Genomic DNA, 26,481 nt, shown 5'->3' with positions numbered 1-26,481 from the left:
TGGGGTCTCAGTTGCCGGAGAACTCGGTGTACTCGTCGGCGGAGAGCAGGTCCTTCGGCTCCTCCGCGACGCGTACCTTGAACAGCCAGCCGCCTTCGAACGGCGCGGAGTTCACCAGCGACGGGTCGTCCACCACGTCCTGGTTCGCGGCCGTGACCTCGCCGGTCACCGGCGAGTACAGGTCGCTGACCGACTTGGTCGACTCCAGCTCGCCGCAGGTCTCGCCCGCGGTCACCGTGTCACCGACCTCGGGGAGCTGGGCGTAGACGACGTCACCGAGCGCGTTGGCCGCGTACTCCGTGATGCCGATCGTGGCCACACCGTCCTCGACGGCCGACAGCCACTCGTGCTCCTTGCTGTACCGCAGCTGCTGGGGGTTGCTCATGACCTGAATTCTCCTGTACGCGGGGGAGTGCTGATGAACGATGGTCTTACGGTGTGAGACGGGACTGCGTCACGTGCGCGGTGCCCGCCGCGCCCTACGGTTCTACTTCCGGCGCTTGTAGAACGGCAGCGCCACGACCTCGTACGGCTCGTGGCTGCCCCGGATGTCCACGGCCACACCCGCGGTGCCGGGCGTGGCGTGCGCGGCGTCGACATAGGCCATGGCGATCGGCCTGCCCAGCGTGGGCGAGGGCGCGCCGGAGGTGACCTCGCCGATGACCTCGCCGTTCGCGACGACGGAGAACCCGGCGCGCGGTACCCGGCGGCCCTCGGCGACCAGGCCGACGAGCTTGCGCGGCGGGGCGGTCTCGGCGCGCCCGGCGGCGGCCTCCAGCGCCTTGCGGCCCACGAAGTCGCCGTCCTTCTCGAACTTCACGACCCGGCCGAGACCGGCGTCGAACGGCGTCAGGGAGGTCGTCAGCTCGTGCCCGTACAGCGGCATGCCCGCCTCCAGGCGCAGCGTGTCGCGGCAGGAGAGCCCGCACGGGATCAGGCCGCGCGAGGCGCCCGCATCGGTGAGCGCGCGCCACAGCCGCTCGGCGTGCTCGGGGGCGACGAACAGCTCGAAGCCGTCCTCGCCGGTGTAGCCGGTGCGGGCGATCAGCGCGGGGACCCCGGCGACCGTGCCCGGGAGTCCCGCGTAGTACTTCAGGCCGTCCAGGTCGGCGTCGGTGACGGCGGCGAGAATGGCGGGGGACTCGGGGCCCTGGACGGCGAGCAGCGCGTAGGCGTCGCGGTCGTCGCGCACCTCGGCGTCGAAGCCCTCGGCGCGGGCGGTCAGCGCGTCCAGCACGATCTGCGCGTTGCCGGCGTTGGCGACGACCATGTACTCGGCCTCGCCCAGGCGGTAGACGATCAGGTCGTCCAGGATCCCGCCGTCCTCGGCGCAGATCATCGTGTAGCGGGCGCGGCCCGCGGAGACGGTGCCGATGTTGCCGACCAGCGCGAAGTTCAGCAGGTCGGCGGCGGCCGGGCCGGTGACGGTGATCTCGCCCATGTGGGAGAGGTCGAAGAGGCCGGCCTTCGTGCGCACGGCGTTGTGCTCGTCGCGCTCACTGGCGTAGCGCAGCGGCATGTCCCAGCCCGCGAAGTCGGTCATGGTCGCGCCCAGCGAACGGTGCAGGGCATCGAGGGCGGTGAGGCGGGGGGCGGTGCTCATGGACAAGGACTCCCAGGGCATGACGACGAGGACGATCCCTCCCCATCTGTCATCGGAACCTGAGAGGTTCGCCGAGAGACCCCGCAGGGGTTCGGCTTGCACCTTGGGTGGAGCCGCCGGGCGGCTCGCTTTTCAGATCTGCCTCATCCACGCGGTACGGGGCCTGAGAGATTCAAGGGAGGATCTTGCTCCTTCGGCGCCCGGCACGGTGGCCGGAACTCTCCCGCGCGGATTCAAGCGGCCTATATGCAGTTGGCGGGGCCATCATCGCACGCCGCGCGGGACCGTGGGGGCGGCGGTACGTCACACATCGGCGGCGGTCTCCCCGCCGGGTTCCGGCGAGTCGGACAGTTGTGCCGCATTACCTTTTCTTTACACTTCAGGGGTAGGTGCGGGTCGTTCGATCGGCAGGGGGATGGCGATGACGTTCCAGCGGTACGCGACGGCCGCGGGGGTCGCACCCGGCGCACTGCCCGCACAGCCGGGCTCGCCCGTCAGGGAGGCGGCGGGCCCGCGCCCGCCCGTCGTACGGGACCTGCGGGACCGGGCCGGACACGGTCCCGGGGGCCTGCGCTTCACGGCGGGCGACGTCGTGGTGGTCTCCGGGCTGCCCGGCAGCGGCAAGTCGACCCTGATCGCCCGGACCGCCCCGGCGTACGCCATCGACTCCCAGGACGCCCGGGACCGCTGGGCGGCGCGGCTGCCCCGCTCGGTGCCGTACGCCCTCTACCGGCCGCTCGTCCGCATCGCCCACTACTGGGGGCTGCGGCGGGCGCTGCGCTCCGGGGCCTCCGTCGTCGTCCACGACTGCGGCACCCAGGCCTGGGTGCGCGGCTGGCTGGCCCGCGACGCCCGGCGGCGCGGCCGGAGCCTGCACCTCGTCCTGCTCGACGTCGCCCCCGAGACGGCGCGGGAGGGACAGCGCGCACGGGGCCGGGGCGTCTCCGGATACGCGTTCGCCCGGCACCGCGGGGCCGTGGCGCGCCTGCTGCGGGACACCGGGGCCGGCCTGCTGCCGCCCGGCTGCGCCTCCGCCGTACTGCTGGACCGGGACGCGGCGGACCTGCTGACGCGGATCTCATTCGCAGACGCACAGAGCAAGGACTGAGCGAAGGCCGTCCGAGGGCCGGACACCAGGGGTGCGGCCAGGAGAAGTCCGGCCACGGGCCTGAGGCCGTGTCCGCAAGGTCTCGTCCGGTCCGCGACGCCCGGCACGCACCAGACGCCGCCACCCCGCCCTCCGGGCGGACGACGATACTTTGTGGACACGGCCTAACCTCTTGCTGCACGGCATCGGGGTGAGAGAGGGAGACAGTGGACATTCCGGCACCGGCCCGGAGCCATCCGCAGAGCGGATGGCCGGCCAATGAGCTCGAAGAAGTGCTCGGCGCCTCGCTCGGCAGCCCGGAGGCGGGCGGCCGGCTCGTCGAGGTGCTCGGCCGCAGCAGCCTCTGGGTGCCCCTGCCCAACGGCGGCGGACCCGACGCGACCGACCTCGATCTGCCGACGCTGGACATCGAGGGCGCGCCCTATGTGCCCGTGTTCAGTTCCGAGCAGCAGTTCCTGGCCTGCGTCGGCACGCACCTGTCGTTCACCGTGGCCCCCGCCCGCGAGTTCGCCCGCGGACTGCCCCCGCAGCTCGGCCTGGCGGTGAACCCGGGCGGCGCCGTCGGCATGCCGCTGCCGCCGCCGGCCGTCGCGGAACTCTGCCGGACCGGTCGCACCCCGCTCGACGGCCCGTCCAGCGGCGGCCGGGTCCGGCTGTACGAACCGGACTGGAAGCAGGAGCCGGTCGACTTCCTCGCGGCGGCCGCCGGAGAGTTCGAGGAGAGCGGTGTCGTGCTCACCGCCCGGCGGGTCCTGGCCAGCATCGAGGGCGGCGACCCCGTCCTCTTCGTCGGCGTCGAGTTCTCCACCTGGGACGGAGCCGGGCGCAACGCCCCCATGGACGCCCTGGGCCGGGCGCTGGGCCGTGTCGAGGTGCCGTGGCCGGTCAACCTGGTGCTGCTGGACGTGGCCCAGGACCCGGTCGCCGACTGGATGCGCGACCGGGTGCGGCCCTTCTATCAGCGGGCCGCCGCGCAGGGGCCGGGCATCCCCGCCGGATGACACCGCCGGCCCGCGCCGTCAAGTCGGTGTCAGGGCCGCCGCATAAGCTGGTTTGATGGCTGGTGCCCCGGCACCGCGCCGAACCCGAGTGCCCCGGGAGCGGCAGGCCGACACAGAGGATCGAAGAGGGGCGGGACCCAGGGTGAGTGCGTCAGGCACCGCGGCGGCCGGAAAGGTCGAGCACATGCTGCGCCAAGTCACGCCCGGGCGCTACGACGCGTACGAGGCGCTGCTCCAGGCCCTGGCGGCCGACCGGATCTGGATGCTGCTCTGGCACGGCAGCGCCGGCGCCCCCGACGCCCAGTACGGCAACATGGAGGTCGACGGCCTCGGCTACGCCCCCTGTGTCACCTCCGCCCAGGAGCTCTCCGCCAGCGGCTGGAACAGGGCCCACGAGGTCGTCGGCGGCCTCGACATCGCCCGCGCCCTGTTCCCCGACCGCTGGGGCATCTGGCTCAACCCGCACGCCCCCGGCGGCGGCGTCGGCATTCCCTGGCTGGACCTGCGCCGGATCGCCACCGGCCTCGACCGGATGCCCGCGGGACCGCTGCGCATCAGCGAGCCGGCCGTGGAGATCCCGCAGTTCTACGCCCAGCTCGCGCAGAATGCCCACCACACCCCCGCGATCCGCTCGCTGCGCCGCGCCTGGGTGCAGCCCGCGCTCGGCGTCCCGTACCTCGCCATCGGTCTCGATCTGTACGACACGAGCCGGCCGTCCGTCGACGCCGTGCGGGCGATGATGCAGCAGTCGATCGGCACGGTCCCCGAGGGGCTGCCGGTCTCCACGGTCGCGATGGCCGACGAGTACGACCCGGTCACGATGTGGCTGCGGGCCAACGCCCGGCCGTTCTACGACCGCGACGCGCACGCCCCGGCCGGACGCGGCGCGGCCGTCGCTCCCGGTTACGGATACCCGCAGGCCCCCGGCCCGGCGCCGCGCGCGTACTGAGCCCGGCTGCCGCGCCGCCCGGAGGGGACAAAGCGGCGGCCGACCGGACAAGACGTCCGCTCAGGTCACCCAAATAGCCATGCAATCACGCCCGTTGGGCGTCATGTCCGTTCTGGTGGATTAGCGGCCGAGTGGTCCGCTCAATCGATCAACCTGTCCGGATAACGGAAGCTCACTGACCGCATCACGTTTGAGCAAACATTCCCCGTCAGGTCTGGCGGGTGATCGCAACCGCGTTGAAGACTCCCGGCTAGTGGGGATCGTCGGCCCTTTGTACGAGGTTGCACCGGCGGACATTCCGCAGACGCATTCACCGCATCGAACACATCAGCCGGGTCACAGCGCCCCGGCTGACACGCGCCAGGCCGTTACCGCGGCGAGTAGGGGCCGGCCAACCGCCGGCGGGAGGGGTCAAAGGCACTGTGACCGCACCGATCGAGACCACCGGATCGGCTGCCGAGGCGCAGCCGGAGGCAGTACTCACGGGGGTTAAACAGAGCCAGATCGAGGGCCGTTCGCTCGGGCAGATCGCCTGGTCGCGCTTCAAGCGCGACAAGGTGGCGGTGGCGGGCGGCATCGTTGTCATCCTGCTGATCCTGCTCGCCGTGCTCTCCAAGCCGATCCAGGCCGTCTTCGGTCTGGACCCCAACGAGTTCCACCAGGACCTCATCGACCCCGCGCTGCTCGCCCCCAAGGGCGACTGGGGCGGCATCAGCTGGAGCCACCCGCTCGGCGTCGAGCCGCAGTACGGCCGGGACATCATGACCCGGATCATCGAGGGCTCCTGGGTCTCCCTGGTCGTCGCCGTCGGCTCGACCCTGCTCTCCGTCGTGATCGGCGTCTTCTTCGGCGTCGTCTCCGGCTTCTACGGCGGCTGGGTCGACACCTTCATCAGCCGCATGATGGACACCTTCCTGGCCTTCCCGCTGCTGCTGTTCGCGATCTCCATCTCGGCGGCCCTGCAGGACGGCGCGTTCGGTCTGGAAGGGCTGCCGCTGCGCATCGCCGTCCTGATCTTCGTGATCGGATTCTTCAGCTGGCCGTACATGGGCCGGATCGTGCGTGCCCAGACGATGAGCCTGCGCAATCGCGAATTCGTCGAGGCCGCACGGTCGTTGGGCGCGCGCGGCCCCTTCATCCTCTTCCGGGAGCTGCTGCCGAACCTGGTGGCGCCCGTTCTCGTCTACTCCACGCTGCTCATCCCGTCGAACATCCTCTTCGAGGCGGGACTCAGCTACCTCGGAGTCGGCATCGCACCCCCGCAGGCCTCCTGGGGCGGGATGCTCACCAATGCCATCGACTTCTACGAGAACGATCCGCTGTACATGATCGTGCCGGGCGTGGCCATCTTCGTCACGGTCCTGGCGTTCAACCTGCTGGGAGACGGGCTGCGTGATGCCCTCGATCCCCGTAGCAAGTAGTGCCCGGGTGCTCGTCACAACGGCGTGCGACAAGCCATGGCAACCATCGATTGAGGGGGATTTCCTCAGGTGAAGACCAGAAAAACGACAGCGGTGGTCGCCACAGCTGTGGTCCTGATGCTGGGAGCGTCCGCGTGCAACGGCTCCAAGGACAGCGACAGCAGCGGCAAGGGCGGCAAGGACGGCTCCGCCGCGACTGACGCCGCGCTGACGTCCGTCGTCAACAAGTCGGACAAGAAGGGCGGGACGCTCAAGCTCGAGATGTCCGACGAGCCCGACTCGCTCGACCCCGGCAACACCTACTACGGCTGGGTGCAGAACTTCTCCCGCCTGTACGGCCGTTCGCTCACGTCGTTCAAGCCGGCCGCCGGCAAGGACGGCCTGGAGGTCGTCCCGGACCTCGCCGAGGGCCTCGGCAAGGCGAGCCCGGACGCGAAGACCTGGACGTACAAGCTCAAGAAGGGGCTCAAGTACGAGGACGGGTCCGCGATCACCTCGAAGGACGTCAAGTACGCCGTCGAGCGCTCCAACTTCGCGCCGGAGGCCCTGTCCAACGGTCCGACGTACTTCAAGGCCCACCTCATCGGAGGCGACAAGTACAAGGGTCCGTACAAGGACAAGAACCCGGACGGCATCGCCTCGATCGAGACGCCGGACGACCTGACGATCGTCTTCAAGCTGAAGGACGCCTTCGCGGACTTCGACTACCTGGCGACCTTCACGCAGACGGCCCCCGTGCCGGCCGCGAAGGACAAGGGTGCCGACTACGTCAAGGGCATTGTCTCCTCGGGCCCGTACAAGTTCGAGTCGTACGAGGAGGGCCGCAGCGCGACCCTCGTCCGCAACCCGAACTGGGACCCGAAGACCGACCCGCTGCGTCCGGCCCTGCCGGACAAGGTGACGATCCGGTTCAAGGTCAAGCAGGAGACGGTCGACAACAACCTGCTCGCGGACAACATCGCCGCTGACGCGGCCGGCACCGGTGTCGCCCCGGCGACCCAGCCGAAGGTCCTCACCAAGGCCGACCTGAAGAAGCAGACCGACAACTCGTACGCGGGTGCCACCTCGTACATCGGTCTGAACGTCCACGTGAAGCCGTTCGACAACATCCACTGCCGCAAGGCCGTGCAGTGGGGTCTCGACAAGGCGTCGGTCCAGGCGGCCCAGGGTGGCGACCCGAAGGGTGACGTCGCCACGACCCTGCTGCCCCCGACGGTCAACGGCTACTCGAAGTTCGACCTGTACGAGAGCGCCGGCCACAAGGGCGACGAGGCCAAGGCCAAGGAAGAGCTGAAGGCGTGTGGCAAGCCGAACGGCTTCGACACCAAGATCTCGGCCCGCTCCGACCGCCCCGCCGAGATGTCCATGGTGACCGCGGTGCAGGCCTCGCTCAAGAAGATCGGCATCAACGCCGAGATCAAGAGCTTCCCCGGTGGCAAGTACTTCTCGAACTTCGCCGGCAACCCGAGCTACGTGCACGCCAACAAGCTCGGCATGATCATGACCGCCTGGGGTGCCGACTGGCCGACCGGCTTCGGCTTCCTGGACCAGATCATCAACGGCTCGGCCATCAAGCCGTCCGGTGGCAACAACGTCCAGGAGCTGGACGACCCGAAGATCAACAAGCTGCTCAACGAGGGCATCGCCAACACCGACTCCGCCGCCCGTGAGAAGGCGTGGGGCGAGGTCGACAAGGCCGTGGCCGAAGGCGCGACCGCTGTGCCGCTGATCTACCGCAAGAACCTGCTGCTCCGCCCGGAGTCCGCGACCAACGTCACGGTCACCCAGGCCTACCTCGGCATGTACGACTACGTGCTGATGGGTTCCGCCAAGTAGGAACGGCCCCGCTTCCCGGGCCGCGCGACGCGCGGCCCGGGAAGCGGCCGGACCCCCCAGAATTGTCCCGAAAGGCAGGTGAAGGCACGGTGTCCGACCGCATGGGTCACCCCCGGCGAGCAGATACCGGCGCCGGATAGCTGTGGCTGCGTACATCATCCGACGCGTCTTCGGCGCGGTGCTGCTGCTGTTGATCGTCAGCGCAGTCACCTTCGCGATCTTCTTCCTCGTCCCCCGGATAGCCGGGCAGACGATGGACCAACTGGCAGCCCAGTACGTGGGCAAGGACGCCAACCCGCAGTCCATCCTCGCGGTCAAGCAGAACCTCGGCCTCGACCAGCCGCTGTACTTCCAGTACTGGCACTTCCTCAAGCAGCTGTTCGTCGGCGCCGACTTCCAGTTCGGCCCCGAGGCGACGCACTGCGGGGTGCCGTGCTTCGGCTACTCCTTCAAGCGGCACGTCGAGGTGTGGCCCGAGCTGACCGCGCGTATTCCGGTCACGTTCTCCCTGGCGATCGGCGCCGCGGTGATCTGGCTGATCAGCGGTGTGGCGATCGGTGTCGTCTCCGCGCTCAAGCGGGGCTCGATCCTCGACCGCTTCTTCATGGGCGTCGCGCTCGCCGGTGTCTCCCTGCCGATCTTCTTCACCGGCATGCTCGCGCTGGGTGTGCTGACCGTGCAGTGGCCCGTCTGGGAGGGCGTCAACTACGTCCCCTTCACGGAGAGTCCGCTGGACTGGGCGTGGAACCTGCTGATCCCGTGGTGTTCGCTCGCCTTCCTGTACTCCGCGCTCTACGCCCGCATCACCAGAGCCGGGATGCTGGAGACGATGGGCGAGGACTACATCCGCACGGCCCGCGCCAAGGGCCTGAAGGAGAGCCGCGTCATCGGCAAGCACGGTCTGCGGGCCGCGCTCACCCCGATCGTGACCATCTTCGGCATGGACTTCGGCCTGCTGGTCGGCGGCGCGGTCATCACCGAGACCGTGTTCTCCTTCCCCGGCCTCGGCCAGTACGCCATCAAGAGCGTGCAGGAGAGCGACCTGCCCATCGTGATGGGCGTGACGCTCGTCGCGGCCTTCTTCATCGTTGTCTGCAATCTGCTGGTGGACCTGGTGTACGCCGCCATCGACCCCAGGGTGAGGTACTCGTGACCGAGGTTTCCAAGGCACAGACCGCGGCGGCGGGCGCGTCCGTCCCCGCCGCGCGGGCCGGCGGCGATGACGCCTTCCTCTCCGTACGGGACCTGCGCATCCACTTCCAGACCGATGACGGCCTGGTCAAGTCGGTCGACGGCGTCAGCTTCGACGTGAAGCCCGGACAGACCCTCGGTATCGTCGGCGAGTCCGGCTCCGGCAAGTCCGTCACCTCGCTCGGCGTCCTCGGCCTGCACCGCACGGCCCCCAACGCCCGCATATCCGGCGAGGTCTGGCTGGACGGCGAGGAGCTGATCGGCGCCTCCGACGACCGGGTGCGCGAGCTGCGCGGCCGCAAGATGGCCATGATCTTCCAGGACCCGCTGTCCGCGATGCACCCGTACTTCACGGTCGGCGCGCAGATCGTGGAGGCGTACCGCGTCCACAACAAGGTCAGCAAGAAGATCGCCCGCACCCGGGCCGTCGAGATGCTCGACCGGGTCGGCATCCCCGAGCCGCACAAGCGCGTGGACGCCCATCCGCACGAGTTCTCCGGCGGGATGCGCCAGCGCGCCATGATCGCGATGGCGCTGGTCAACAACCCCGAGCTGCTCATCGCCGACGAGCCGACCACCGCCCTGGACGTCACCGTCCAGGCGCAGATCCTGGACCTGATCCGGGACCTGCAGAAGGAGTTCGGCTCCGCCGTCATCATGATCACCCATGACCTGGGGGTCGTCGCCGAGATGGCCGACGAGCTCCTGGTGATGTACGGCGGCCGGTGCATCGAGCGCGGGCCGGCGGAGAAGGTCTTCTACGAGGCCCAGCACCCGTACACCTGGGGTCTGCTCACCTCGATGCCGCGCATCGACCGCGAGGAGACCGAGCGGCTGGTCCCCGTCAAGGGGCAGCCGCCGTCCCTGATCAACGTCCCGAGCGGCTGCGCCTTCAACCCGCGCTGCCCGTACGCGGACGTCCCCGGGGACAACGTCACCCGCACGACACGTCCCGAGCTGAAGCAGGTCGGCGACGGCCACTTCTCCGCCTGCCACATGGCACCGGAGGAGCGGACCCGGATCTGGACCGAAGAGATTGCGCCGAAGCTGTGAGCGAGGCGAGTGATGTGAGCGACGTGAGCGAGAAGAAGGATCCCCCGGTGCTGGAGAAGGACGTGAAGATCCCGGAGCAGGCCGTCTCCGCGCGCGAGCCGCTGCTCCGGGTCGAGGGCCTGGTCAAGCACTTCCCGATCCGCAAGGGCCTGCTGGGGCGGCAGACCGCCGCGGTCAAGGCCGTCGACGGCATCGACTTCGAGGTGTACCCGGGGGAGACCCTGGGCGTCGTCGGCGAGTCCGGCTGCGGCAAGTCGACGATGGGCCGGCTCATCACCCGGCTGATCGAACCGACCGGCGGCAAGGTCGAGTTCGAGGGCCGCGACATCACGCACCTGTCCATGGGGCAGATGCGGCCGATGCGCCGCGACATCCAGATGATCTTCCAGGACCCGTACTCCTCGCTGAACCCGCGCCACACGATCGGCACGATCGTCAGCGCGCCGTTCAGGCTCCAGGGTGTCGAGCCCGAGGGCGGTCTGAAGGCCCATGTGCAGGAGCTGCTGTCGCTGGTCGGGCTCAGCCCCGAGCACTACAACCGCTACCCGCACGAGTTCTCCGGCGGCCAGCGCCAGCGCATCGGCATCGCCCGCGCGCTCGCCCTGCGCCCGAAGCTGGTCGTCGCCGACGAACCGGTCTCCGCGCTGGACGTGTCGATCCAGGCCCAGGTGGTCAACCTGCTGGACGACCTCCAGGACGAGCTGGGCCTCACGTATGTGATCATCGCGCACGACCTCTCGGTCATCCGCCATGTCTCGGACCGGATCGCGGTCATGTACCTGGGCAAGGTCGTCGAGCTGGCGGACCGCAAGTCGCTGTACTCGGCGCCCATGCACCCGTACACCAAGGCCCTGATGTCCGCGGTGCCGGTGCCGGACCCCCGTCGCCGGGGGGCCAAGAGCGAGCGCATCCTGCTCAAGGGCGATGTGCCCTCGCCGATCTCGCCGCCGAGCGGCTGCCGCTTCCATACCCGGTGCTGGAAGGCGTCGGACATCTGCAAGACGCAGGAGCCGCCGCTGATCGCGCTGAAGACCGGCCACCAGGTCGCCTGCCACCACCCGGAGAACGCCGAGGACCAGGCGCCCGGGCAGCAGGTCCTGGCCGGGGCCCGGGAAGCGGTCGAGCTGGTCACGGTGGCGAAGCCGGAGGCCGGCGAGCCCGTGGCGAAGGGTGAGCCGGACGCCGCGACACCCTCCGGGGCGGCCGAGGACGGCGCCAAGGAGTAGGACCGGCACAATTGCCCGGTGCTCAACGAACTGTTCACGCCCTCCGTCCAGCATGCGCTCGACATCGTCGGGATCTTCGTCTTCGCGATCTCCGGCGCTCTGCTCGCCGTACGCAAGAACTTCGATGTCTTCGGCATCGCGGTACTCGCCGAGGTGACCGCGCTGGGCGGGGGGCTGTTCCGTGACCTGATCATCGGCGCGGTGCCGCCGGCCGCCTTCACGGACCTGGGGTACTTCACCACCCCGCTGTTCGCCGCCGTCCTCGTCTTCTTCCTTCATCCGCACGTCGAGCGCATCCAGGTGGGCGTCAACGTCTTCGACGCGGCCGGCCTCGGCCTCTTCTGCGTCACCGGCACGGTGAAGGCGTACGACTACGGCCTCGGCCTCACCGCGTCGGCGGCGCTCGGCCTGGCCACCGCGGTCGGCGGCGGTGTGCTGCGCGACGTCCTGGCCAACGAGGTGCCGTCGCTGCTGCGCTGGGACCGCGATCTGTACGCGGTGCCCGCCATCGTCGGCGCCACCACGATCGTGCTCTGCATCCGCTTCGACACCCTCAACGCGTTCACCAGCGGCGCCGCCGTGATCGCGGCGTTCGTGCTGCGGCTGCTGGCGCTGCGCTTCCACTGGCGGGCGCCCCGCGCCTACAACCGCCGCTCGGCGACGGCGGAGGAGAACTGAACCGCCGGCCGTCATCTCACGGACCCGAAAAAGCTACCGCTCAGTAATGCAATCGGTGTACCGTCCTTTCCATGGCACAGGCAGCAGCGCAGGCGGCACAGACCGCGCAGGCAACCATCGGCGACAGCGAGTTCGACCGGGACACCGCCGTCACCCTCCGTGAAGAGGGCGTCTACGACGCGGAGCTCTCCGCCGGCTGGACGATCATCCACGCCGTCAACGGCGGCTACCTGCTGGCGATGCTCGGCCGCGCGCTCGGCGAGGCCCTGCCGCACCAGGACCCCTTCTCGGTCTCCGCGCACTACCTGACCGCGTCCGTGCCGGGCCCCGCCGTGATCCGCACCCAGACCGTCCGCACCGGACGCACCCTCTCCACCGGTCAGGCCTCCCTCTTCCAGTACGCCGAGGACGGCACCGAGACCGAGCGCATCCGGGTCCTCGCCACCTACGGCGACCTGGACGCGCTGAGCGACGACGTCCGCACCTCGGCCAAGCCGCCCGCCATCCCGCCGCGCGAGCACTGCCTCGGCCCGAGCGACGGCCCGGCCCCGATCCCCGGCAGCTCCGCCATCACCGGGCGCCTCGACATCAAGCTCGACCCCGCCACGATCGGCTGGGCGGTCGGAGCGCCGTCCGGCAAGGGCGAGATGCGCGGCTGGTTCGGACTGGCGGACGGCCGTGACGCCGACCCCCTCTCGCTGCTGCTCACCGTCGACGCGCTGCCGCCGACCTCGTTCGAGCTGGGCCTCAAGGGCTGGACCCCCACCATCGAGCTCACCACCCACATCCGTTGCCGGCCCGCCCCCGGCCCGCTCCGCGTCTCCATCACCACCCGCAACCTCGCGGGCGGCTTCCTGGAGGAGGACGCGGACGTCTGGGACAGCGCCGACCGGCTGGTCGCCCAGTCCCGCCAGCTGGCCCGGGCCCCGCGCAGCTGACCCCCCGCACCGGCCGGTCCGGGGGATGCTGGTGGAGTGAAATCCGACCGGCTGCTCTCGATCCTGCTGCTGCTCCAGACCCGCCGTCTGGTCCCCGCCACCGAGCTGGCCGAGCGCCTCGACGTCTCCGTACGCACCATCTACCGGGACGTCGAGGCGCTCTCGGCGTCCGGCGTCCCCGTCTACGCGGAACGCGGCCGGTACGGCGGCATCGCCCTGCTGCCCGGGTTCCGCACCGATGTCACGGGGCTGACCGCCGACGAGTCGCGCGCCCTGTTCGTGCTGGCCGCCGACGGCGCCCATGCCGCGCTCGGGCTCGACGAGGCGCTCGGCTCCGCGCTGCGCAAGGTGATGGCCGCGCTGCCCGCCCCGTACCGCCCCGCCGCCGAACTGACCAGCCGCCGCATCCTCGTCGACCCGGTGCGCTGGATGAGCGGCCCGCGCGCCGCCGTCGACATCGCCGACCTGCACGAGGCCGTCTTCGCCGACCGCCGCCTGCGCCTGGACTACCGGCACAGCGGTACGAGGACGGCCCGCACCTACACCGTGGACCCGTACGGCCTGGTGGTGAAGGCGGGCGTCTGGTACCTCGTCGCCGACCGGGACGGGGAGCCCCGGCTCTTCCGCGCCGACCGGGTGCGACGGGCCGTGCTGACCGAGGAGCCGGTGGTGCGCAGGCCCGGCGCCGAACTGGCCGAGGTCTGGGAGGAACTGCGCCGCCAGGTCGAGGAGCGGCAGGGCGAGGTGACCCTGCGGGTCCGGGTGCACCGCTCCCGTCTCGACCTCTTCCTGCGGCTCAACGCGGCGGTGCTCACGGGCGAGCCGAGGCCGGAGGAGCCGGACGGCGCGTGGCTGCGGGCCGAACTGGCCGTGGAGTCCGAGGAGTGGGCGCGCTCCCTGCTCTCCTTCGGTCCGCATGTGGAGGTACTCGCGCCCCCGGGGGCCCGCGCCGCGCTGCGGGCCCGCGCGGTGGCGGTGGCGGAGCTGTACGGGGAGGACGGCTGAGCGGTGCGGCCGGTCCCGTCGCACCGGCGTCCCGTGCGGCGCAGGTCACATCGCCCGTCCATTGACGGCCTCTCCTTCAAACCGGTTTAGTAAGCGCCAGCCGGTCACTTAAACCGGTTTAAGTACTGGGTGAAAGTGGCTGGGAAGCCGCACAGTTGAGCTTTTCGGACGGTGCGGACCCGGGTCCTTCGACGGCCCCGGCCGCCGGCCCTCCCGTCTCGCAGGGAGCTGAACGCGTCATGGCCCGCAAGCCCACCATCGCGGACGTCGCGGAACGCGCCGGGGTCTCCCGGAGCACCGTGTCCTTCGCGCTCAACGACCGGCCGGGCATCGCGCAGGAGACCAAGGTCCGCATCCTCGCGGTCGCCGCCGAACTCGGCTGGACCCCGAGCCGCCCGGCCCGGGCCCTCTCGCTGGGCAAGGCGGGCGCCTTCGGGCTGGTGCTGGCCAGGGATCCCGAACAGATCGGCGCCGACCTCTTCTTCCCCGCCTTCATCGCGGGCGTCGAAGTGGTCCTCGGCGAACGCGGCGACGGGCTCATGGTGCACGTGACCACCCCCGGGCGGGAGCAGGCCGTGTACGAACGGCTGGCCGCCGACCGGCAGGTGGACGGCGTGCTCATCACCGACCTGCGCCACGAGGACCCGCGCCCCGCCCTGATGCACCGCCTCGGCCTCCCGGCCGTGGTGGTGGGGCGGCGCGAGTGGGCCGAGGGGCTGTCGTCGGTGGGCCTGGACGACGAGCCCGCCTATGTCGAGGCGGTCCGCCGGCTGGCCGGCCTCGGGCACCGCCGCATCGCCCATGTCGAGGGCCCCCAGGAGTTCCGGCACGCGCGGCGGCGCCGGGCGGCCTGGGAGACGACGCTGCGGACGCTCGGTCTGCCGGTGGGGCCGGTGCTGCCGGGCGGGTTCTCCGCCGAGGGCGGCGCCCGCGCCACACGCCGGCTGCTCGCGCTGGACGAGCCGCCGACGGCGATCGTCTACGGAAACGACCTGGCCGCGACAGCGGGACTGTCCGTGGCCCAGGAGCTGGGCGTACCGGTCCCCGGACGCCTGTCGGTCGTCGGCTACGACGACACACCGCTGACGCGGTACACCTACCCCCCGCTCGCCTCCGCCCGTGCGGACGCCCGCGGCTGGGGGGAGGCGGCGGCCCGCGCCCTGGACGCGGTGCTCGCCGGCGAGGGTGCGGCCCATGTGGACCTGCCGCCCGCCGAGTTCATCCCTCGTGCCTCGATCGGCCCGGCCCACCACGGGTGACGAGAGGACCAGGAACCGGCCGCGACCAGCGGCCGGGGATTCCCGTCCGGCGACGAGGCCGGGCGTGAACAGTTCGGAGAGCTTTCATGCTGAGGAGAACGGCGTACTCGCTGCTCGTGCTCGCACTCGCGGGGACGGCAACCGCCTGCGGCAAGGCGGCTCCGGATCCGGCCGAGGCCGCGACGGCGCGGGGCCCGATCAAGATCTGGCTGTCCAACAACGCCCAGGAAGTGGCGTGGGGCAAGGACATGGTCGCGGCCTGGAACAGGAGCCACCCGAAGGAACGCGTCACGGCGCAGCAGATACCCGCGGGCAAGACCTCGGAGGAGGCCATCAGCGCCTCGATCATCGCGGGCACCAGCGCCTGCCTGGTCTTCAACACCGCGCCCGCCTCGGTGCCGACCTTCGAGAAGCAGAACGGGCTCGTCGCGCTGAGCGACTTCCCCGACGGGAACGCCTACATCGAGAAGCGGGGCGGCGGCCTCACCGGCCAGTACCGGTCCGCCGACGGCAAGTTCCACCAGCTGCCCTGGAAGAGCAATCCGGTGATGATCCTCTACAACAAGAAGATCTTCCGGAAGGCAGGCCTGGACCCCGAGCACCCGAAGCTCGCGACCTACTCCCAGTTCCTGGAGACCTCCCGCAGGCTGGTGCGCAGCGGAGCGGCGAAGGCCGCCATCTGGCCCGCGCCCAGCAGCGAGTTCTTCCAGTCCTGGAACGACTTCTACCCCGCCTTCGCCGCCCAGAGCGGCGGCAAGCAGCTCGTCGAGGACGGCAAGCCGCAGTTCGACTCGTCCGCCGGCCGGCAGGTCGCCTCGTTCTGGCGGCAGCTGTACGCGCAGAAGCTCGCACCGCAGGAGGCGTACCCGGGGGACGCGCTCAACGACGGCAAGGCCGCGATGGCCACCGTGGGCCCCTGGGCGGTGTCCGCCTACAAGGACAGCGTGGACATCGGCGTGGTGCCGGTGCCCACGGCCGACGGCACCGGCGGCACGTACTCCTTCAGCGACGAGAAGTCCGCCGCGATGTTCAGTTCGTGCGAGAACCGGGCCACCGCCTGGGACGTACTGAAGTTCGCCACCTCGGTGGAGCAGGACGGCAGGTTCCTCGACGCGACCGGGCAGATGCCGATGCGGGAGGACCTGACCGGCCGCTACGCGGACTTCTTCGCGAGGAAGCCGACCTACAAGGCCTTCGCCCGGCAGGCCGAGCGGGTGGTCGAGGTGCCCAACGTGCCGGGTTCCGTCGACATCTGGCAGGCCTTCCGCGACGAGTGGACCAAGTCGGTCGTCTTCGGCCGGCAGTCCACCGACGAGGGCCTGCGCAAGGCCTCGGCCGAGATCACCGACCTTCTCCAGGAGTACGGGGACCCGTCATGACGATGAACCTCCGCGTGACCCCCGCCTCCCGCCACGGACGCGCCCGCTCCCGCACGGGCCAGCTGTTCGTCACCCCGTACGTGCTCTTCCTGCTGGCCGTCTTCGCGGTCCCGCTGGGCTACACGGTGTGGATCTCCTTCCACCGCTTCTACTTCACCGCGCCGGGCACCCACGTCGACTCGCCCTGGGTGGGTCTGTCGAACTACCGGGACGTCTTCACCGACCCGGTGGTCGGGCGGGCCTTCCTCAACATCGTGATCTTCCTGGTCATCAATGTGCCGCTCACGGTGGTCCTGTCCCTGGTGCTGGCCTCCGCGCTGAACGCGAAGATCCGCTTCCGCGCGTTCTTCCGGGCCGCGTACTACCTGCCGTACATCACGGCGAGCGTCGCGCTGGTCGCGGTGTGGCAGTTCCTCTTCGGCTCGGACGGCTTCGTCAACCACCTCCTGGGCTCGCACGCCCCGGACCCCTCGTGGCTGGTCAACTCGGATCTCGCGATGCCGATGATCGCCTTCTTCGTGACCTGGAAGCAGCTCGGCTTCTTCGTGATGCTGTACCTGGCGGCGCTCCAGAACGTCGGCAAGGAGCTGTACGAGGCGGCCTCCGTCGACGGGGCCGGCCGGGTACGGCAGTTCCTCTCGGTCACCGTGCCGGGAGTGCGCCCGGCGACCACGCTCGTCGTGATCTACGCGGTCATCACCGGCGCCAACCTCTTCAGCGAGCCCTATCTGCTCACCGGGGGCGGCGGTCCCGACCACGCCTCCGCCTCGCCGGTGCTGCTGATGTACCAGAAGGGCATCGAGCAGGGGCACCCCGACTTCGCCGCCGCACTGGGCGTCGTGCTGGTGGGCTTCGTGCTCGTCATCTCGCTGGCCGCCCGCAAGCTCACCGAGAGGGGCAACTGACATGAGCGGATCCCTAAGGACCCCGGACACCGCGGCCGCCCGCAGGCGCCCCGCACGGCGGCGGGCCCTGCAGTACACGGTGCTCTCGCTCGGCGCGGTGGCCTTTCTCTTCCCCTTCTACTACATGATCGTCGGATCGCTGCGGGCCACGACGACCGGCGACCTCTCCTCGGCGGTCCCCTCCGGACTGACCGGCGACAGCTACACGGCCGTCAACGGGGCGATCTCGCTGGGCCGTTCGCTGCTCAACTCCGGGATCATGACCATCGGCGTCCTGCTGTGCACCCTGGTCTTCGGGCTGCTGGCCGGATACGCCCTCGCCCAGCTGCACTTCCGCGGGCGGGGCACGCTGTTCGCCTCGCTCCTCCTGGTGCAGATGGTGCCCTTCCAGCTCCTCATGCTGCCGCTGTACGTGCTCGTGGTCCGCGACTACGGCCTCGGCGACAACTACCTGGGCATGATCCTGCCGTTCGCGGTCAACTCGACGGCCGTCTTCCTCTTCCGGCAGTTCTTCCTGCAGATGCCGCAGTCCCTCTTCGAGGCGGCCCGGATCGACGGCGCCGGTGAGCTGCGCATCCTGCTGCGGATCGCCCTGCCGATGGCCCGCCCCGCCGTGCTCACCGCACTGCTGCTGACCTTCATCGGCCCATGGAACGAGTTCCTGTGGCCGTTCCTGGTCACCAAGGACGCCGACATGCAGCCGCTGGCGGTGTCGCTGGCGAGCTTCCTCTCCAACCTCCAGGGCACGGTCGCCAACCCGACCGGCGCCCTGCTGGCCGGCGCCTGTGTGCTGGCCGCCCCCGCCGTGGCGCTGTTCCTCCTGTTCCAGCGCCACTTCACCTCGACCGACATCGACTCCGGAGTAAAGGGCTGATTCCCGCCATGAGCACCACGAGCAACGCCACACGCATCCCCTACCGACTCGTTCGCAAGGGCCTGGTCATGTCCCCGCTGCCCGGCGAGGCCAACGAGACCGAGGGCGTGCTCAACCCCGCCTCCGGCCGCACGCCCGACGGCCGTCTGCACCTGCTGCCCCGGCTGGTCTCCGACGGCAACGTCTCCCGGGTCGGCCTGGCCGAGGTCACCTTCACCGACGGTGTGCCCTCGGGCGTCGAGCGCCGCGGTGTGGTCCTCTCCCCGGACGAGGGCTGGGAGCGCGGCAAGAACAACGCCGGTGTCGAGGACCCCCGCGTCACCTGGATCCCCTCGCTCGGCAAGCACGTCATGTCCTACGTCGCCTACGGGCCGCTCGGACCCAAGCCGGCCCTCGCCGTGTCCGATGACCTGACCGAGTGGACCCGGCTCGGACCGGTCCAGTTCGCCTACCAGCCGGACCTGGACACCGACCTCAACCTCTTCCCGAACAAGGACGTCGTCCACTTCCCCGAGCCGGTGCCGGGCCCCGACGGCGAGCCCGCGTACGCGATGCTGCACCGCCCGATGTGGGACCTGGGCTGGTTCCGCCCGGGGGAGGGTGTCCACCTGCCTGCCGGCCTCACCGACGAGCGCCCCGGCATCTGGATCTCCTACGTGCCGGTGGCCGAGGCCCAGGCCGACATCCGCGCCCTGGTCCGGCCGCGCGACCACCGCCTGGTCGCCCTGTCCGAGCACCCCTGGGAGGAGCTGAAGATCGGCGGCGGCCCCGCCCCCGTCCGGGTCCCGGAGGGCTGGCTGCTCATCCACCACGGCGTCTCCGGTCACATCGAGGACCCCTTCGCGCAGAACCAGCAGGTGTCCTACGCGGCCGGCGCGATGATCCTCGACCCGGCCGACCCGGCGAAGGTCCTGGCCCGCTCCGAGGAGCCGCTCATGGCGCCCGAGACGGAGGAGGAGCGCTCGGGCACGGTGCCCAACGTCGTCTTCCCCACGGCCGTCGAGGAGATCGACGGCGAGCTGTACGTGTTCTACGGCATGGCCGACGCGCACATCGGCGTCGCCCTGCTGGAGCGCACGGCATGACCTCGGCGCCCCCGCCGCTCGGCCTCGGGCTCGTCGGCTGCGGCGGCTTCGGGACGTACGTCCTGGACGCCGTGGCCGGCCTGCCGGGCCTGCGGCCCGTCGCGGTCGCCGACCCCGACCCCGCACGGGCGAGGGCGCTCGGTGACCGGCACGGCCTGCCCTCGGTCACCTCCCTGACGCACTTGCTGGAGCGCCCGGACGTGGCGGCGGTGGCCCTCGCCTCGCCGCCCGCCACCCACGCGGCCATGGCCGTCCAGGCGTTGCGCGCGGGGCGCCATGTCTTCTGCGAGAAGCCCCTGGCCACCACGGCCGAGGACGCCCGGGCGGTCGCCGCCGAGGCCGCCCGCGCCGGCCGGGCCCTGGTCGTGGACCACGTCCTGCGCTACAACCCGCTGCTGAGGGCCCTGGAACTGATCATGGCGCAGGGGTTGCTGGCGCCGCCGCGCCGCTTCCTGTTCGAGAACGACGCGGCGGACGAGGGCCTAGGACCCGGCCACTGGTTCTGGGACCCGGAACACAGCGGCGGCATCTTCGTCGAGCACGGCGTGCACTTCTTCGACGCCGCCCGCGCCCTCATCGGCTCGGAGCCGCTCAGCGTCCGGGCCACCGCCGTACGCAGGCCCGGCGGCCCGGTCGACATGGTCAGCGCCGACGTCCTGCACCCCGGCGGGGTCCTGGCCTCGCATCTGCACTCCTTCACCCACGCCCACCGGGCCGAACGCCAGCTCATGCGGCTGGACCACGGCTTCGCCGAGACCCGGATCAGCGGCTGGATCCCCGTACGGGCGGAGATCTCGGCCTGGGCGGACGAGGCGGACGCCCGCCGCTGGGAGCAACTGCCCTCCCGAGCCGCCGCTGTGCTGCACGTCGACGGCTTCCTTCCGCACGGCGAGGAGCGGATCACGGTCACCGTGGACCGCGACGCCGGCGGCCGGGCACCGGCACGCGGGCGCGGCGAGGAGCGGGTGGTGCCCCACCGCGTGCGCGCCGTGCTCGACCTGGGCGGCGAGGCCCGCAAGCCGTACGTCTGCACCCAGAGCGTCCGGGCGGCGGTCGCCGACCTCGTGCGCGTCGCCCGCGAGGGCGGCACACCGGTGGCGGACGCGGTCGCCGGACTCACGGCCGTCGCCGTCGCCGAGGCCGCCACCCTGGCCGCCGCCACCGGGACGGAGCAGCCCGTGCCGGCCCCCGGCGGCCCGCTCCGCACCCCTGTCCCGCACCTGTAGGAGATCTCCCATGAGCTGGTGGCAGGACACGGTCTGCTACGAGATGTACCCCCGCGCCTTCGCCGACTCGGACGGCGACGGCATCGGCGACCTGCGCGGGGCGGCCGACCGCCTGGAGCACATCAGGGAGCTGGGCGCGGACGCGGTGTGGTGCACCCCCTTCTATCCGTCGCCGCTGGCCGACGGCGGCTATGACATCGCCGACTGGACGGGGGTGGCCCCGGACCTGGGCACCCCGGAGGACTTCGACCGGCTGACCGCCCGCGCCCACGAACTGGGCCTCAAGCTGATCATCGACCTCGTGCCCAACCACACCTCGGACCGTCACCCCTGGTTCCTGGAGGCCGTGGCGGCGGGGCCCGGATCGCCGGCGCGCGAGCGCTATCTGTTCCGTCCGGGGCGGGGCGACAGCGGCGAACTGCCGCCCAACGACTGGGAGTCGGCCTTCGGCGGACCGGCCTGGACCCGGGTCGCGGACGGCGCGTGGTACTGCCATCTGCACGCGCCGGAGCAGCCCGACCTCAACTGGCGCCACCCCGAGGTGCGTTCGGCGTTCGCCCAGGTGCTGCGGCACTGGCTCGACCGGGGTGTGGACGGCTTCCGCGTGGACGTGGCGCACGCCCTGTTCAAGGCCGAGGGGCTGCCCGACGCCGGCCCCGGCCAGCACCGCGACCCGCTGCGCAACCACCTCATGCCCTACTACGACCAGGAGGAGCTGCACCCGCTCTACCGCGAGTGGCGCACCCTGCTGGACACCCACCCCGCACCGCCCGGCGCGGTGGCCCCGCGCGACCGGGTGATGGTCGCCGAGTCGGCCGTGTTCGACCCGGCCAGGCTCGCCCGGTACATCCGGCCCGACGAGATGCACCAGGCCTTCAACTTCGCCTTCCTGGAGGCGCCCTGGGAGGCCCGGGAGCTGCGCCGCGTCATCGACGCCTCGCTCGCCGCGCCCGGCGGCGGCGCGGTGACCTGGCTGCTGTCCAGCCATGACGCGGTGCGCCCGGTGACCCGCTACGGCTCGCCGCTGCGGGCCCGTTCGGCGGCGCTGCTGATGCTCGCGCTGCCCGGATCGGCGTACCTCTTCCAGGGGGAGGAGCTGGGACTGCCGCAGGCGCACGTCCCCGACGAGCGCATCCGCGACCCGCTGTGGGAGCGCTCGGGCCGCACCGAACGGGGCCGTGACGGCGCCCGGGTGCCGCTGCCCTGGTCGGGCCGGAGCGCGCCCTACGGCTTCAGCACGGCGGCCCCCGGACGGACCTGGCTGCCCCAGCCGGACGACTGGGGGCCGCTCACCGTCGCCGCACAGGAGGCGGACCCGGATTCGACGCTCGCGCTCTACCGTGCGGCGCTGCGGCTGCGCCGGAGGTACCCCGCGCCCGACCCGACGGCCGCGCCCCGGTGGTATTCGGCGCCGGGCGACTCCCATCTCGCCTTCCGCCGGTCCGCGCTGACCTGTGTGGTCAACCTCGGCCCGGAACCGCTGCGGCTCACGGCACCGGAGCTGCGCGGCCGGGTCCTGCTCACCAGCGGCCCCCTGGACGGCGACGCCCTCCCGCCGGACACGGCGCTCTGGCTCCTGGCCTCCGACCCCACCTGCCGCGCACCGCACCCCGAAGAAGAGAGACGGCGATGACCGTTCCCACCGGCCCCTCCCCGCGCACCGACCTCTCCGGTCTCGTCAAGGCGTACGACATCCGCGGGGTCGTCCCCGACGCCTGGGACGTGTCGACGGCCGAGCTGTTCGGCGCCGCCTTCGTCGAGGTCCTGCGGGCCGACGCGGTCGTGACGGGCCATGACATGCGCCCCTCGTCACCCGGGCTCGCCCGCGCCTTCGCGCGGGGCGCGGCCTCCCGGGGCGCGGACGTCACGGAGACAGGGCTGTGCTCGACCGACCAGCTCTACTACGCCTCGGGCTCCCTCGGCCTGCCCGGAGCGATGTTCACGGCCTCGCACAACCCGGCCCGCTACAACGGCATCAAGCTGTGCCGCGCGGGCGCGTCCCCCGTCGGCCAGGACACCGGGCTCACCGAGATCCGGGCGCTGGTGGAGCGCTGGACCGACGCGGGCGGCGCCCCGGCCCCCGCGGTGCGGACCGGCACGGTCACGGCCCGGGACACCCTGGCCGGCTACGCCGACTGCCTGCGCGGGCTCGTGGACCTGTCGGGCCTGCGCCCCCTCAAGGCCGTCGTGGACGCGGGCAACGGCATGGGCGGCCATACGGTGCCGACGGTGCTGGCCGGACTGCCCGTGGACCTGGTCCCGATGTACTTCGAGCTGGACGGGACGTTCCCCAACCACGAGGCGAACCCGCTGGACCCGGCGAACATCGTCGACCTCCGGGCCCGGGTGGTGGCCGAGGGTGCCGATCTCGGCCTGGCCTTCGACGGGGACGCGGACCGCTGCTTCGTCGTCGACGAGCGTGGTGAGCCGGTGTCCCCCTCGGCGATCACCGCCCTGGTGGCCGCGCGCGAACTGGTCCGCCACCCCGGCGCCGCCGTCATCCATAACCTCATCACCTCACGCGGGGTGCCGGAGATCATCCGCGAGGCGGGCGGCGTCCCGGTGCGCACGAGGGTCGGCCACTCCTTCATCAAGGCGGAGATGGCCCGTACCGGCGCGGTCTTCGGCGGCGAGCACTCCGCGCACTACTACTTCCGCGACTTCTGGAACGCCGACACCGGGATGCTCGCAGCCCTGCACGTCCTGGCGGCGCTGGGCAGCCAGGAGCGCCCGTTGTCCGAGCTCACCGGCGGCTACGAGCGCTACACGGCGTCCGGGGAGATCAACTCCGCCGTGGACGACCGGGCCGCAGGCCTCGCGGCCGTGCGCGAGGCGTGGAGCGGGCGCCCCGGAGTCCGCCTCGACGAACTCGACGGCCTCACGGTCTCCGGCGCCGACTGGTGGTTCAACCTGCGCCCCTCCAACACCGAGCCCCTGCTGCGGCTCAACGCGGAGGCCCGGGACGAACCGGCGATGCGCGCCCTGCGGGACGAGGTCCTGGCCCTCGTCAGGTCCTGAGCCCGCCCCGCACCCGCCTCACCCGGCGTCGGCCCCGTCCAGCCAGTGCAGCCGCCCCAGTGTGACCAGGCGCAGCCGGCGCCGGGCGACGCGGGCCACCTGGGCGTCGCCGTCCGGGCCCGCGTCCAGCATCGCCGACGCGGTGATCACCATGTGGTCGACATAGAGACCGCCCAGCATCAGCAGATCCTCCTCGTTCCAGCCGTGTGACTCCGGCTCCCCGGCGAGCGCCGCCGCCACCTCCTCGGCGAACAGCCGGAGCTGGGCGGCGATGGCCTCGCGGACCGGGCCGACCCCGCCGTGCTGCTCACGGGCGATGAACCTGAAGTGGGCGGGCTGCTCACGGACATGACGCCTTATCAGCTCGACGCCGCGGTCGAGCCGGACCTCGCTGTCGCCCGTCTCGGCGAGCATCGCGCCGATCATCCCGTGCAGGCTGCCCAGCGTCTGCTCGACCAAAGCCACGCCGAGGGCGGGGATGTCCTCGAAGTGCCGGTAGAAGGCCGTGGGCGTGACGCCCACCGCGCGCGTCACCTCGCGCAGGCCCAGGCTGCTCAGGCTCTGGTGCTCCAGCAGCCCGAGGGCGGCGTCCAGCAGTGCCTGACGTGTTCTCAGCTTCTGGGTCTGGCGGATGCCGGCGATGTGACTCATGCCATTCAGTAAACAACTGTTCTCCGGAGCGGGGAAGAGCAGTGCGGGTCTAGACTCAGGAGTCAGTGAACAGTCGTACTCTCAAAGTGCGCACCGGCGCACGGAAAGGCCGAACATGATCGTCCTCGTCGCCGCCCTGCTCCTGCTGGGGATCGTGCTGGGAGCGGTGGCCCAGATCCCGCTTCCGCTGACCCTCGTCCTCGGCGCCCTGATCGGCTGCTGGCTGCTGGTCTTCGCCGTGCGCGAGCGCACGGGCGCCCGCCGCCGCCCGCAGTGACGGCCGCTCCGCGCGCCGTACCGCGCTTCGATCCGCATCCCGACCTGCCTCACGATCCGCTTTCCGACCCGAAGGAGTCCGCACCATGACGCTCACCGCATTCGCCCGCCGGTCCGCCCCGGAGGCCGCGACCGACGAACCGCGGACCGCTACCGATGCCGCCGCCGCGGCCACCGGCCCGGCCGGCCGCACCGACGCCGGCGGCGACTCCCCGCAGAGCGGCACCCGGCGCCCCACCCGGGACGCCGACGGTCTCGCCGTCGCCTCCTTCGTGCTCGGCCTCGTCGGCCTGCTGGTGATGAACGTCCTGCTCGGCCCGGCCGCCATCGTCATGGCGCTGCTCGCCCTGGTCCGCTCCACCACCCGCCGCGGCCGCGCCTTCCTCGGGCTCGCGCTCGGCATCGCCGATCTGGTGATCCTGGCCTTCCTGGTCACCGGAAACGGCGTCGTCGCCTGGAACTTCGGCGGCTGACCGGCCGGACGCCGCACCGCTCTCCCCGCCGGATCGGGCTCCGGAACGGGGCGGGTGAGACCCCGCCGCACGCGGTGCGCGGGCACCGGGACCCCATGCGCCCGCCGTACGCCCCGCCGCAGGCTCGTAGAATCGAGCCCACCATGGCTTACCTCGACCACGCCGCGACCACGCCGATGCTTCCGGAGGCGATCGCGGCGATGACCGCGCAGCTCGCCGTCACCGGGAACGCGTCCTCACTCCACGCCGCCGGGCGCCGGGCCCGCCGTACCGTCGAGGAGTCCAGAGAGACCCTCGCCGACGCCCTCGGCGCACGCCCCAGCGAGGTGGTCTTCACCTCCGGCGGCACCGAGGCCGACAACCTCGCGGTGAAGGGCCTGTACTGGGCCCGCCGCGACGCCGACCCCCGCCGCACCCGGATCCTGGCCAGCCCCGTCGAGCACCACGCGGTGCTGGACGCCGTCGACTGGCTCGCCGAGCACGAGGGCGCGACCGTCGACCACCTCCCCGTCGACCGCTACGGGCGCGTCCACCCCGACGCGCTGCGCGAGGCGCTCGTCCGGAACCCCGACGACGTCGCGATGATCACCGTGATGTGGGCCAACAACGAGATCGGCACGATCATGCCGGTGCATGAACTTGCCGCCGTCGCCCGCGAGTTCGACGTCCCCATGCACGCCGACGCGGTGCAGGCCTTCGGGCAGCTCGATGTCGACTTCGCCGGGTCCGGGCTGGCCGCGATGACCGTCAGCGCCCACAAGATCGGCGGCCCGCCCGGTGTCGGCGCGCTGCTGCTCGGCCGCGACTGCACCCCCGTACCCGTGCTGCACGGCGGCGGGCAGGAGCGCCATGTGCGCTCCGGCACGCTGGATGTGCCCGGCATCGCCGCGTTCGCCGTGGCGGGACGGCTCGCCGCCGACGGGCGCGAGGACTTCGCCCGGGAGATCGGCACGCTCCGCGACCGGCTCGCCGAAGCCGTCCTGGCGCAGGTCCCCGACGCGATCCTCGGCGGCGACCCGGCCCCCGGCGGGCGCCTGGCGGCCAACGCGCACTTCACCTTCCCCGGCTGCGAGGGCGACTCCCTCCTGCTCCTGCTGGACGCCCAGGGCATCGAGTGCTCCACCGGCTCCGCCTGCACGGCCGGGATCGCCCAGCCCAGCCACGTCCTGCTGGCCACCGGCACCGATCCGGACCTGGCCCGAGGCACCCTGCGCTTCTCGCTCGGCCACACCTCCACCAAGCAGGACGTCGAGGACGTCGCCCGGGTGATCGGCCCGGCGGTGGACCGCGCGCGGACGGCCGGGCTGAGCTGACGGCCCCGGGGCC

The 26,481-nt window shown here is 71.6% G+C and carries 25 protein-coding genes and 1 riboswitch; of the genes, 22 read left to right on the top strand and 3 right to left on the bottom strand.

The features are described from left to right. Positions 1-7: 7 nt before the first annotated feature. Entirely contained in the window at positions 8-385 is a 378-nt protein-coding gene (gene gcvH / locus RLT58_RS10525) for a glycine cleavage system protein GcvH (protein WP_311310133.1), read from the bottom strand. A 102-nt stretch (positions 386-487) separates the two neighbouring features. Beyond that, positions 488-1,603: a glycine cleavage system aminomethyltransferase GcvT gene (gene gcvT / locus RLT58_RS10520; RefSeq protein WP_311310132.1), complete on the bottom strand. Its 1,116-nt coding sequence runs from the start codon at positions 1,601-1,603 to the stop codon at positions 488-490. Between the two features lie 142 nt (positions 1,604-1,745). Further along, positions 1,746-1,839, bottom strand: a riboswitch (glycine riboswitch). A gap of 185 nt (positions 1,840-2,024) precedes the next feature. Here gcvT and RLT58_RS10515 point away from each other — a divergent pair. The 19 genes from RLT58_RS10515 (at position 2,025) to RLT58_RS10425 (ending at position 23,755) form a co-directional block, all read left to right on the top strand. Beyond that, a complete protein-coding gene (locus RLT58_RS10515; protein WP_311310131.1) occupies positions 2,025-2,711 on the top strand; it encodes an AAA family ATPase in 687 nt (228 codons plus the stop codon). A gap of 206 nt (positions 2,712-2,917) precedes the next feature. Then, positions 2,918-3,712 carry an enhanced serine sensitivity protein SseB gene (locus RLT58_RS10510; RefSeq protein WP_311310130.1) on the top strand — a complete coding sequence of 265 codons (795 nt, stop codon included), beginning with the start codon at positions 2,918-2,920 and terminating at the stop codon, positions 3,710-3,712. A gap of 142 nt (positions 3,713-3,854) precedes the next feature. Further along, positions 3,855-4,661 (top strand): enhanced serine sensitivity protein SseB C-terminal domain-containing protein, encoded by an 807-nt coding sequence (locus tag RLT58_RS10505; protein ID WP_311310129.1) that lies wholly within the window; start codon positions 3,855-3,857, stop codon positions 4,659-4,661. Between the two features lie 422 nt (positions 4,662-5,083). Next, positions 5,084-6,082 (top strand): ABC transporter permease, encoded by a 999-nt coding sequence (locus tag RLT58_RS10500; RefSeq protein WP_311310128.1) that lies wholly within the window; start codon positions 5,084-5,086, stop codon positions 6,080-6,082. A 69-nt stretch (positions 6,083-6,151) separates the two neighbouring features. Further along, positions 6,152-7,918 (top strand): ABC transporter substrate-binding protein, encoded by a 1,767-nt coding sequence (locus tag RLT58_RS10495; RefSeq protein WP_311310127.1) that lies wholly within the window; start codon positions 6,152-6,154, stop codon positions 7,916-7,918. A gap of 142 nt (positions 7,919-8,060) precedes the next feature. After that, positions 8,061-9,071 (top strand): ABC transporter permease, encoded by a 1,011-nt coding sequence (locus RLT58_RS10490; protein ID WP_311310126.1) that lies wholly within the window; start codon positions 8,061-8,063, stop codon positions 9,069-9,071. Next, positions 9,068-10,162 carry an ABC transporter ATP-binding protein gene (locus tag RLT58_RS10485; RefSeq protein ID WP_399131272.1) on the top strand — a complete coding sequence of 365 codons (1,095 nt, stop codon included), beginning with the start codon at positions 9,068-9,070 and terminating at the stop codon, positions 10,160-10,162. Before RLT58_RS10490 ends, RLT58_RS10485 begins: the two co-directional genes overlap by 4 nt. 50 nt (positions 10,163-10,212) lie before the next feature. Beyond that, the gene (locus tag RLT58_RS10480; protein WP_399131862.1) at positions 10,213-11,388 is read left to right on the top strand and encodes an ABC transporter ATP-binding protein; all 1,176 of its coding nucleotides are present in this window, start codon (positions 10,213-10,215) and stop codon (positions 11,386-11,388) included. A gap of 18 nt (positions 11,389-11,406) precedes the next feature. After that, entirely contained in the window at positions 11,407-12,066 is a 660-nt protein-coding gene (locus RLT58_RS10475) for a trimeric intracellular cation channel family protein (protein ID WP_311310125.1), read from the top strand. Between the two features lie 71 nt (positions 12,067-12,137). Continuing rightward, the gene (locus RLT58_RS10470) at positions 12,138-13,004 is read left to right on the top strand and encodes a thioesterase family protein (RefSeq protein ID WP_311310124.1); all 867 of its coding nucleotides are present in this window, start codon (positions 12,138-12,140) and stop codon (positions 13,002-13,004) included. A gap of 36 nt (positions 13,005-13,040) precedes the next feature. After that, the gene (locus RLT58_RS10465) at positions 13,041-14,009 is read left to right on the top strand and encodes a helix-turn-helix transcriptional regulator (RefSeq protein WP_311310123.1); all 969 of its coding nucleotides are present in this window, start codon (positions 13,041-13,043) and stop codon (positions 14,007-14,009) included. Between the two features lie 239 nt (positions 14,010-14,248). Continuing rightward, positions 14,249-15,268: a LacI family DNA-binding transcriptional regulator gene (locus RLT58_RS10460; RefSeq protein ID WP_311310122.1), complete on the top strand. Its 1,020-nt coding sequence runs from the start codon at positions 14,249-14,251 to the stop codon at positions 15,266-15,268. An 86-nt stretch (positions 15,269-15,354) separates the two neighbouring features. Continuing rightward, positions 15,355-16,647, top strand: a complete 1,293-nt coding sequence (locus tag RLT58_RS10455) for an extracellular solute-binding protein (protein WP_311310121.1) — start codon at positions 15,355-15,357, stop codon at positions 16,645-16,647. Beyond that, positions 16,644-17,552 carry a carbohydrate ABC transporter permease gene (locus RLT58_RS10450; RefSeq protein WP_399131267.1) on the top strand — a complete coding sequence of 303 codons (909 nt, stop codon included), beginning with the start codon at positions 16,644-16,646 and terminating at the stop codon, positions 17,550-17,552. Before RLT58_RS10455 ends, RLT58_RS10450 begins: the two co-directional genes overlap by 4 nt. Position 17,553: 1 nt before the next feature. Then, entirely contained in the window at positions 17,554-18,426 is an 873-nt protein-coding gene (locus tag RLT58_RS10445; RefSeq protein WP_311310120.1) for a carbohydrate ABC transporter permease, read from the top strand. A gap of 8 nt (positions 18,427-18,434) precedes the next feature. Beyond that, positions 18,435-19,511: a glycoside hydrolase family 130 protein gene (locus RLT58_RS10440; RefSeq protein ID WP_311310119.1), complete on the top strand. Its 1,077-nt coding sequence runs from the start codon at positions 18,435-18,437 to the stop codon at positions 19,509-19,511. Continuing rightward, positions 19,508-20,737, top strand: a complete 1,230-nt coding sequence (locus tag RLT58_RS10435; protein ID WP_311310118.1) for a Gfo/Idh/MocA family protein — start codon at positions 19,508-19,510, stop codon at positions 20,735-20,737. The genes RLT58_RS10440 and RLT58_RS10435 overlap by 4 nt, the downstream gene beginning before the upstream one ends. A gap of 10 nt (positions 20,738-20,747) precedes the next feature. Continuing rightward, positions 20,748-22,370, top strand: a complete 1,623-nt coding sequence (locus RLT58_RS10430) for a glycoside hydrolase family 13 protein (protein WP_311310117.1) — start codon at positions 20,748-20,750, stop codon at positions 22,368-22,370. After that, positions 22,367-23,755 (top strand): phosphomannomutase/phosphoglucomutase, encoded by a 1,389-nt coding sequence (locus tag RLT58_RS10425; RefSeq protein ID WP_311310116.1) that lies wholly within the window; start codon positions 22,367-22,369, stop codon positions 23,753-23,755. Before RLT58_RS10430 ends, RLT58_RS10425 begins: the two co-directional genes overlap by 4 nt. An 18-nt stretch (positions 23,756-23,773) precedes the next feature. Here RLT58_RS10425 and RLT58_RS10420 read toward each other — a convergent pair whose 3' ends face one another. Continuing rightward, positions 23,774-24,406 carry a TetR family transcriptional regulator gene (locus tag RLT58_RS10420; RefSeq protein ID WP_311310115.1) on the bottom strand — a complete coding sequence of 211 codons (633 nt, stop codon included), beginning with the start codon at positions 24,404-24,406 and terminating at the stop codon, positions 23,774-23,776. A 115-nt stretch (positions 24,407-24,521) separates the two neighbouring features. On the opposite strand from RLT58_RS10420, the gene RLT58_RS10415 reads away from it, so the two are divergent. The 3 genes from RLT58_RS10415 (at position 24,522) to RLT58_RS10405 (ending at position 26,468) form a co-directional block, all read left to right on the top strand. Next, positions 24,522-24,683, top strand: coding sequence for a hypothetical protein (locus RLT58_RS10415; protein ID WP_311310114.1), 162 nt, complete (start codon positions 24,522-24,524; stop codon positions 24,681-24,683). Positions 24,684-24,768: 85 nt separating this feature from the next. Continuing rightward, positions 24,769-25,155, top strand: a complete 387-nt coding sequence (locus tag RLT58_RS10410) for a DUF4190 domain-containing protein (protein ID WP_311310113.1) — start codon at positions 24,769-24,771, stop codon at positions 25,153-25,155. Between the two features lie 143 nt (positions 25,156-25,298). After that, entirely contained in the window at positions 25,299-26,468 is a 1,170-nt protein-coding gene (locus RLT58_RS10405) for a cysteine desulfurase family protein (RefSeq protein WP_311310112.1), read from the top strand. Positions 26,469-26,481: the final 13 nt, after the last annotated feature.

The sequence above is a fragment of the Streptomyces sp. ITFR-16 genome (assembly GCF_031844705.1).
GTDB lineage: Bacteria > Actinomycetota > Actinomycetes > Streptomycetales > Streptomycetaceae > Streptomyces.
The sequence above is the reverse complement of the archived record's forward strand: the minus strand, read 5'-3'. Positions and strand labels throughout refer to the sequence as shown.

What these genes read in the sequence shown, in the direction of transcription:
- gcvH (WP_311310133.1), bottom strand. Translation starts at nt 385, where the DNA reads ATGAGCAACCCCCAGCAGCTGCGGTACAGCAAGGAGCACGAGTGGCTG.
- gcvT (WP_311310132.1), bottom strand. Translation starts at nt 1,603, where the DNA reads ATGAGCACCGCCCCCCGCCTCACCGCCCTCGATGCCCTGCACCGTTCG.
- RLT58_RS10515 (WP_311310131.1), top strand. Translation starts at nt 2,025, where the DNA reads ATGACGTTCCAGCGGTACGCGACGGCCGCGGGGGTCGCACCCGGCGCA.
- RLT58_RS10470 (WP_311310124.1), top strand. Translation starts at nt 12,138, where the DNA reads ATGGCACAGGCAGCAGCGCAGGCGGCACAGACCGCGCAGGCAACCATC.
- RLT58_RS10460 (WP_311310122.1), top strand. Translation starts at nt 14,249, where the DNA reads ATGGCCCGCAAGCCCACCATCGCGGACGTCGCGGAACGCGCCGGGGTC.
- RLT58_RS10455 (WP_311310121.1), top strand. Translation starts at nt 15,355, where the DNA reads ATGCTGAGGAGAACGGCGTACTCGCTGCTCGTGCTCGCACTCGCGGGG.
- RLT58_RS10450 (WP_399131267.1), top strand. Translation starts at nt 16,644, where the DNA reads ATGACGATGAACCTCCGCGTGACCCCCGCCTCCCGCCACGGACGCGCC.
- RLT58_RS10445 (WP_311310120.1), top strand. Translation starts at nt 17,554, where the DNA reads ATGAGCGGATCCCTAAGGACCCCGGACACCGCGGCCGCCCGCAGGCGC.
- RLT58_RS10440 (WP_311310119.1), top strand. Translation starts at nt 18,435, where the DNA reads ATGAGCACCACGAGCAACGCCACACGCATCCCCTACCGACTCGTTCGC.
- RLT58_RS10435 (WP_311310118.1), top strand. Translation starts at nt 19,508, where the DNA reads ATGACCTCGGCGCCCCCGCCGCTCGGCCTCGGGCTCGTCGGCTGCGGC.
- RLT58_RS10430 (WP_311310117.1), top strand. Translation starts at nt 20,748, where the DNA reads ATGAGCTGGTGGCAGGACACGGTCTGCTACGAGATGTACCCCCGCGCC.
- RLT58_RS10425 (WP_311310116.1), top strand. Translation starts at nt 22,367, where the DNA reads ATGACCGTTCCCACCGGCCCCTCCCCGCGCACCGACCTCTCCGGTCTC.
- RLT58_RS10420 (WP_311310115.1), bottom strand. Translation starts at nt 24,406, where the DNA reads ATGAGTCACATCGCCGGCATCCGCCAGACCCAGAAGCTGAGAACACGT.
- RLT58_RS10415 (WP_311310114.1), top strand. Translation starts at nt 24,522, where the DNA reads ATGATCGTCCTCGTCGCCGCCCTGCTCCTGCTGGGGATCGTGCTGGGA.
- RLT58_RS10410 (WP_311310113.1), top strand. Translation starts at nt 24,769, where the DNA reads ATGACGCTCACCGCATTCGCCCGCCGGTCCGCCCCGGAGGCCGCGACC.
- RLT58_RS10405 (WP_311310112.1), top strand. Translation starts at nt 25,299, where the DNA reads ATGGCTTACCTCGACCACGCCGCGACCACGCCGATGCTTCCGGAGGCG.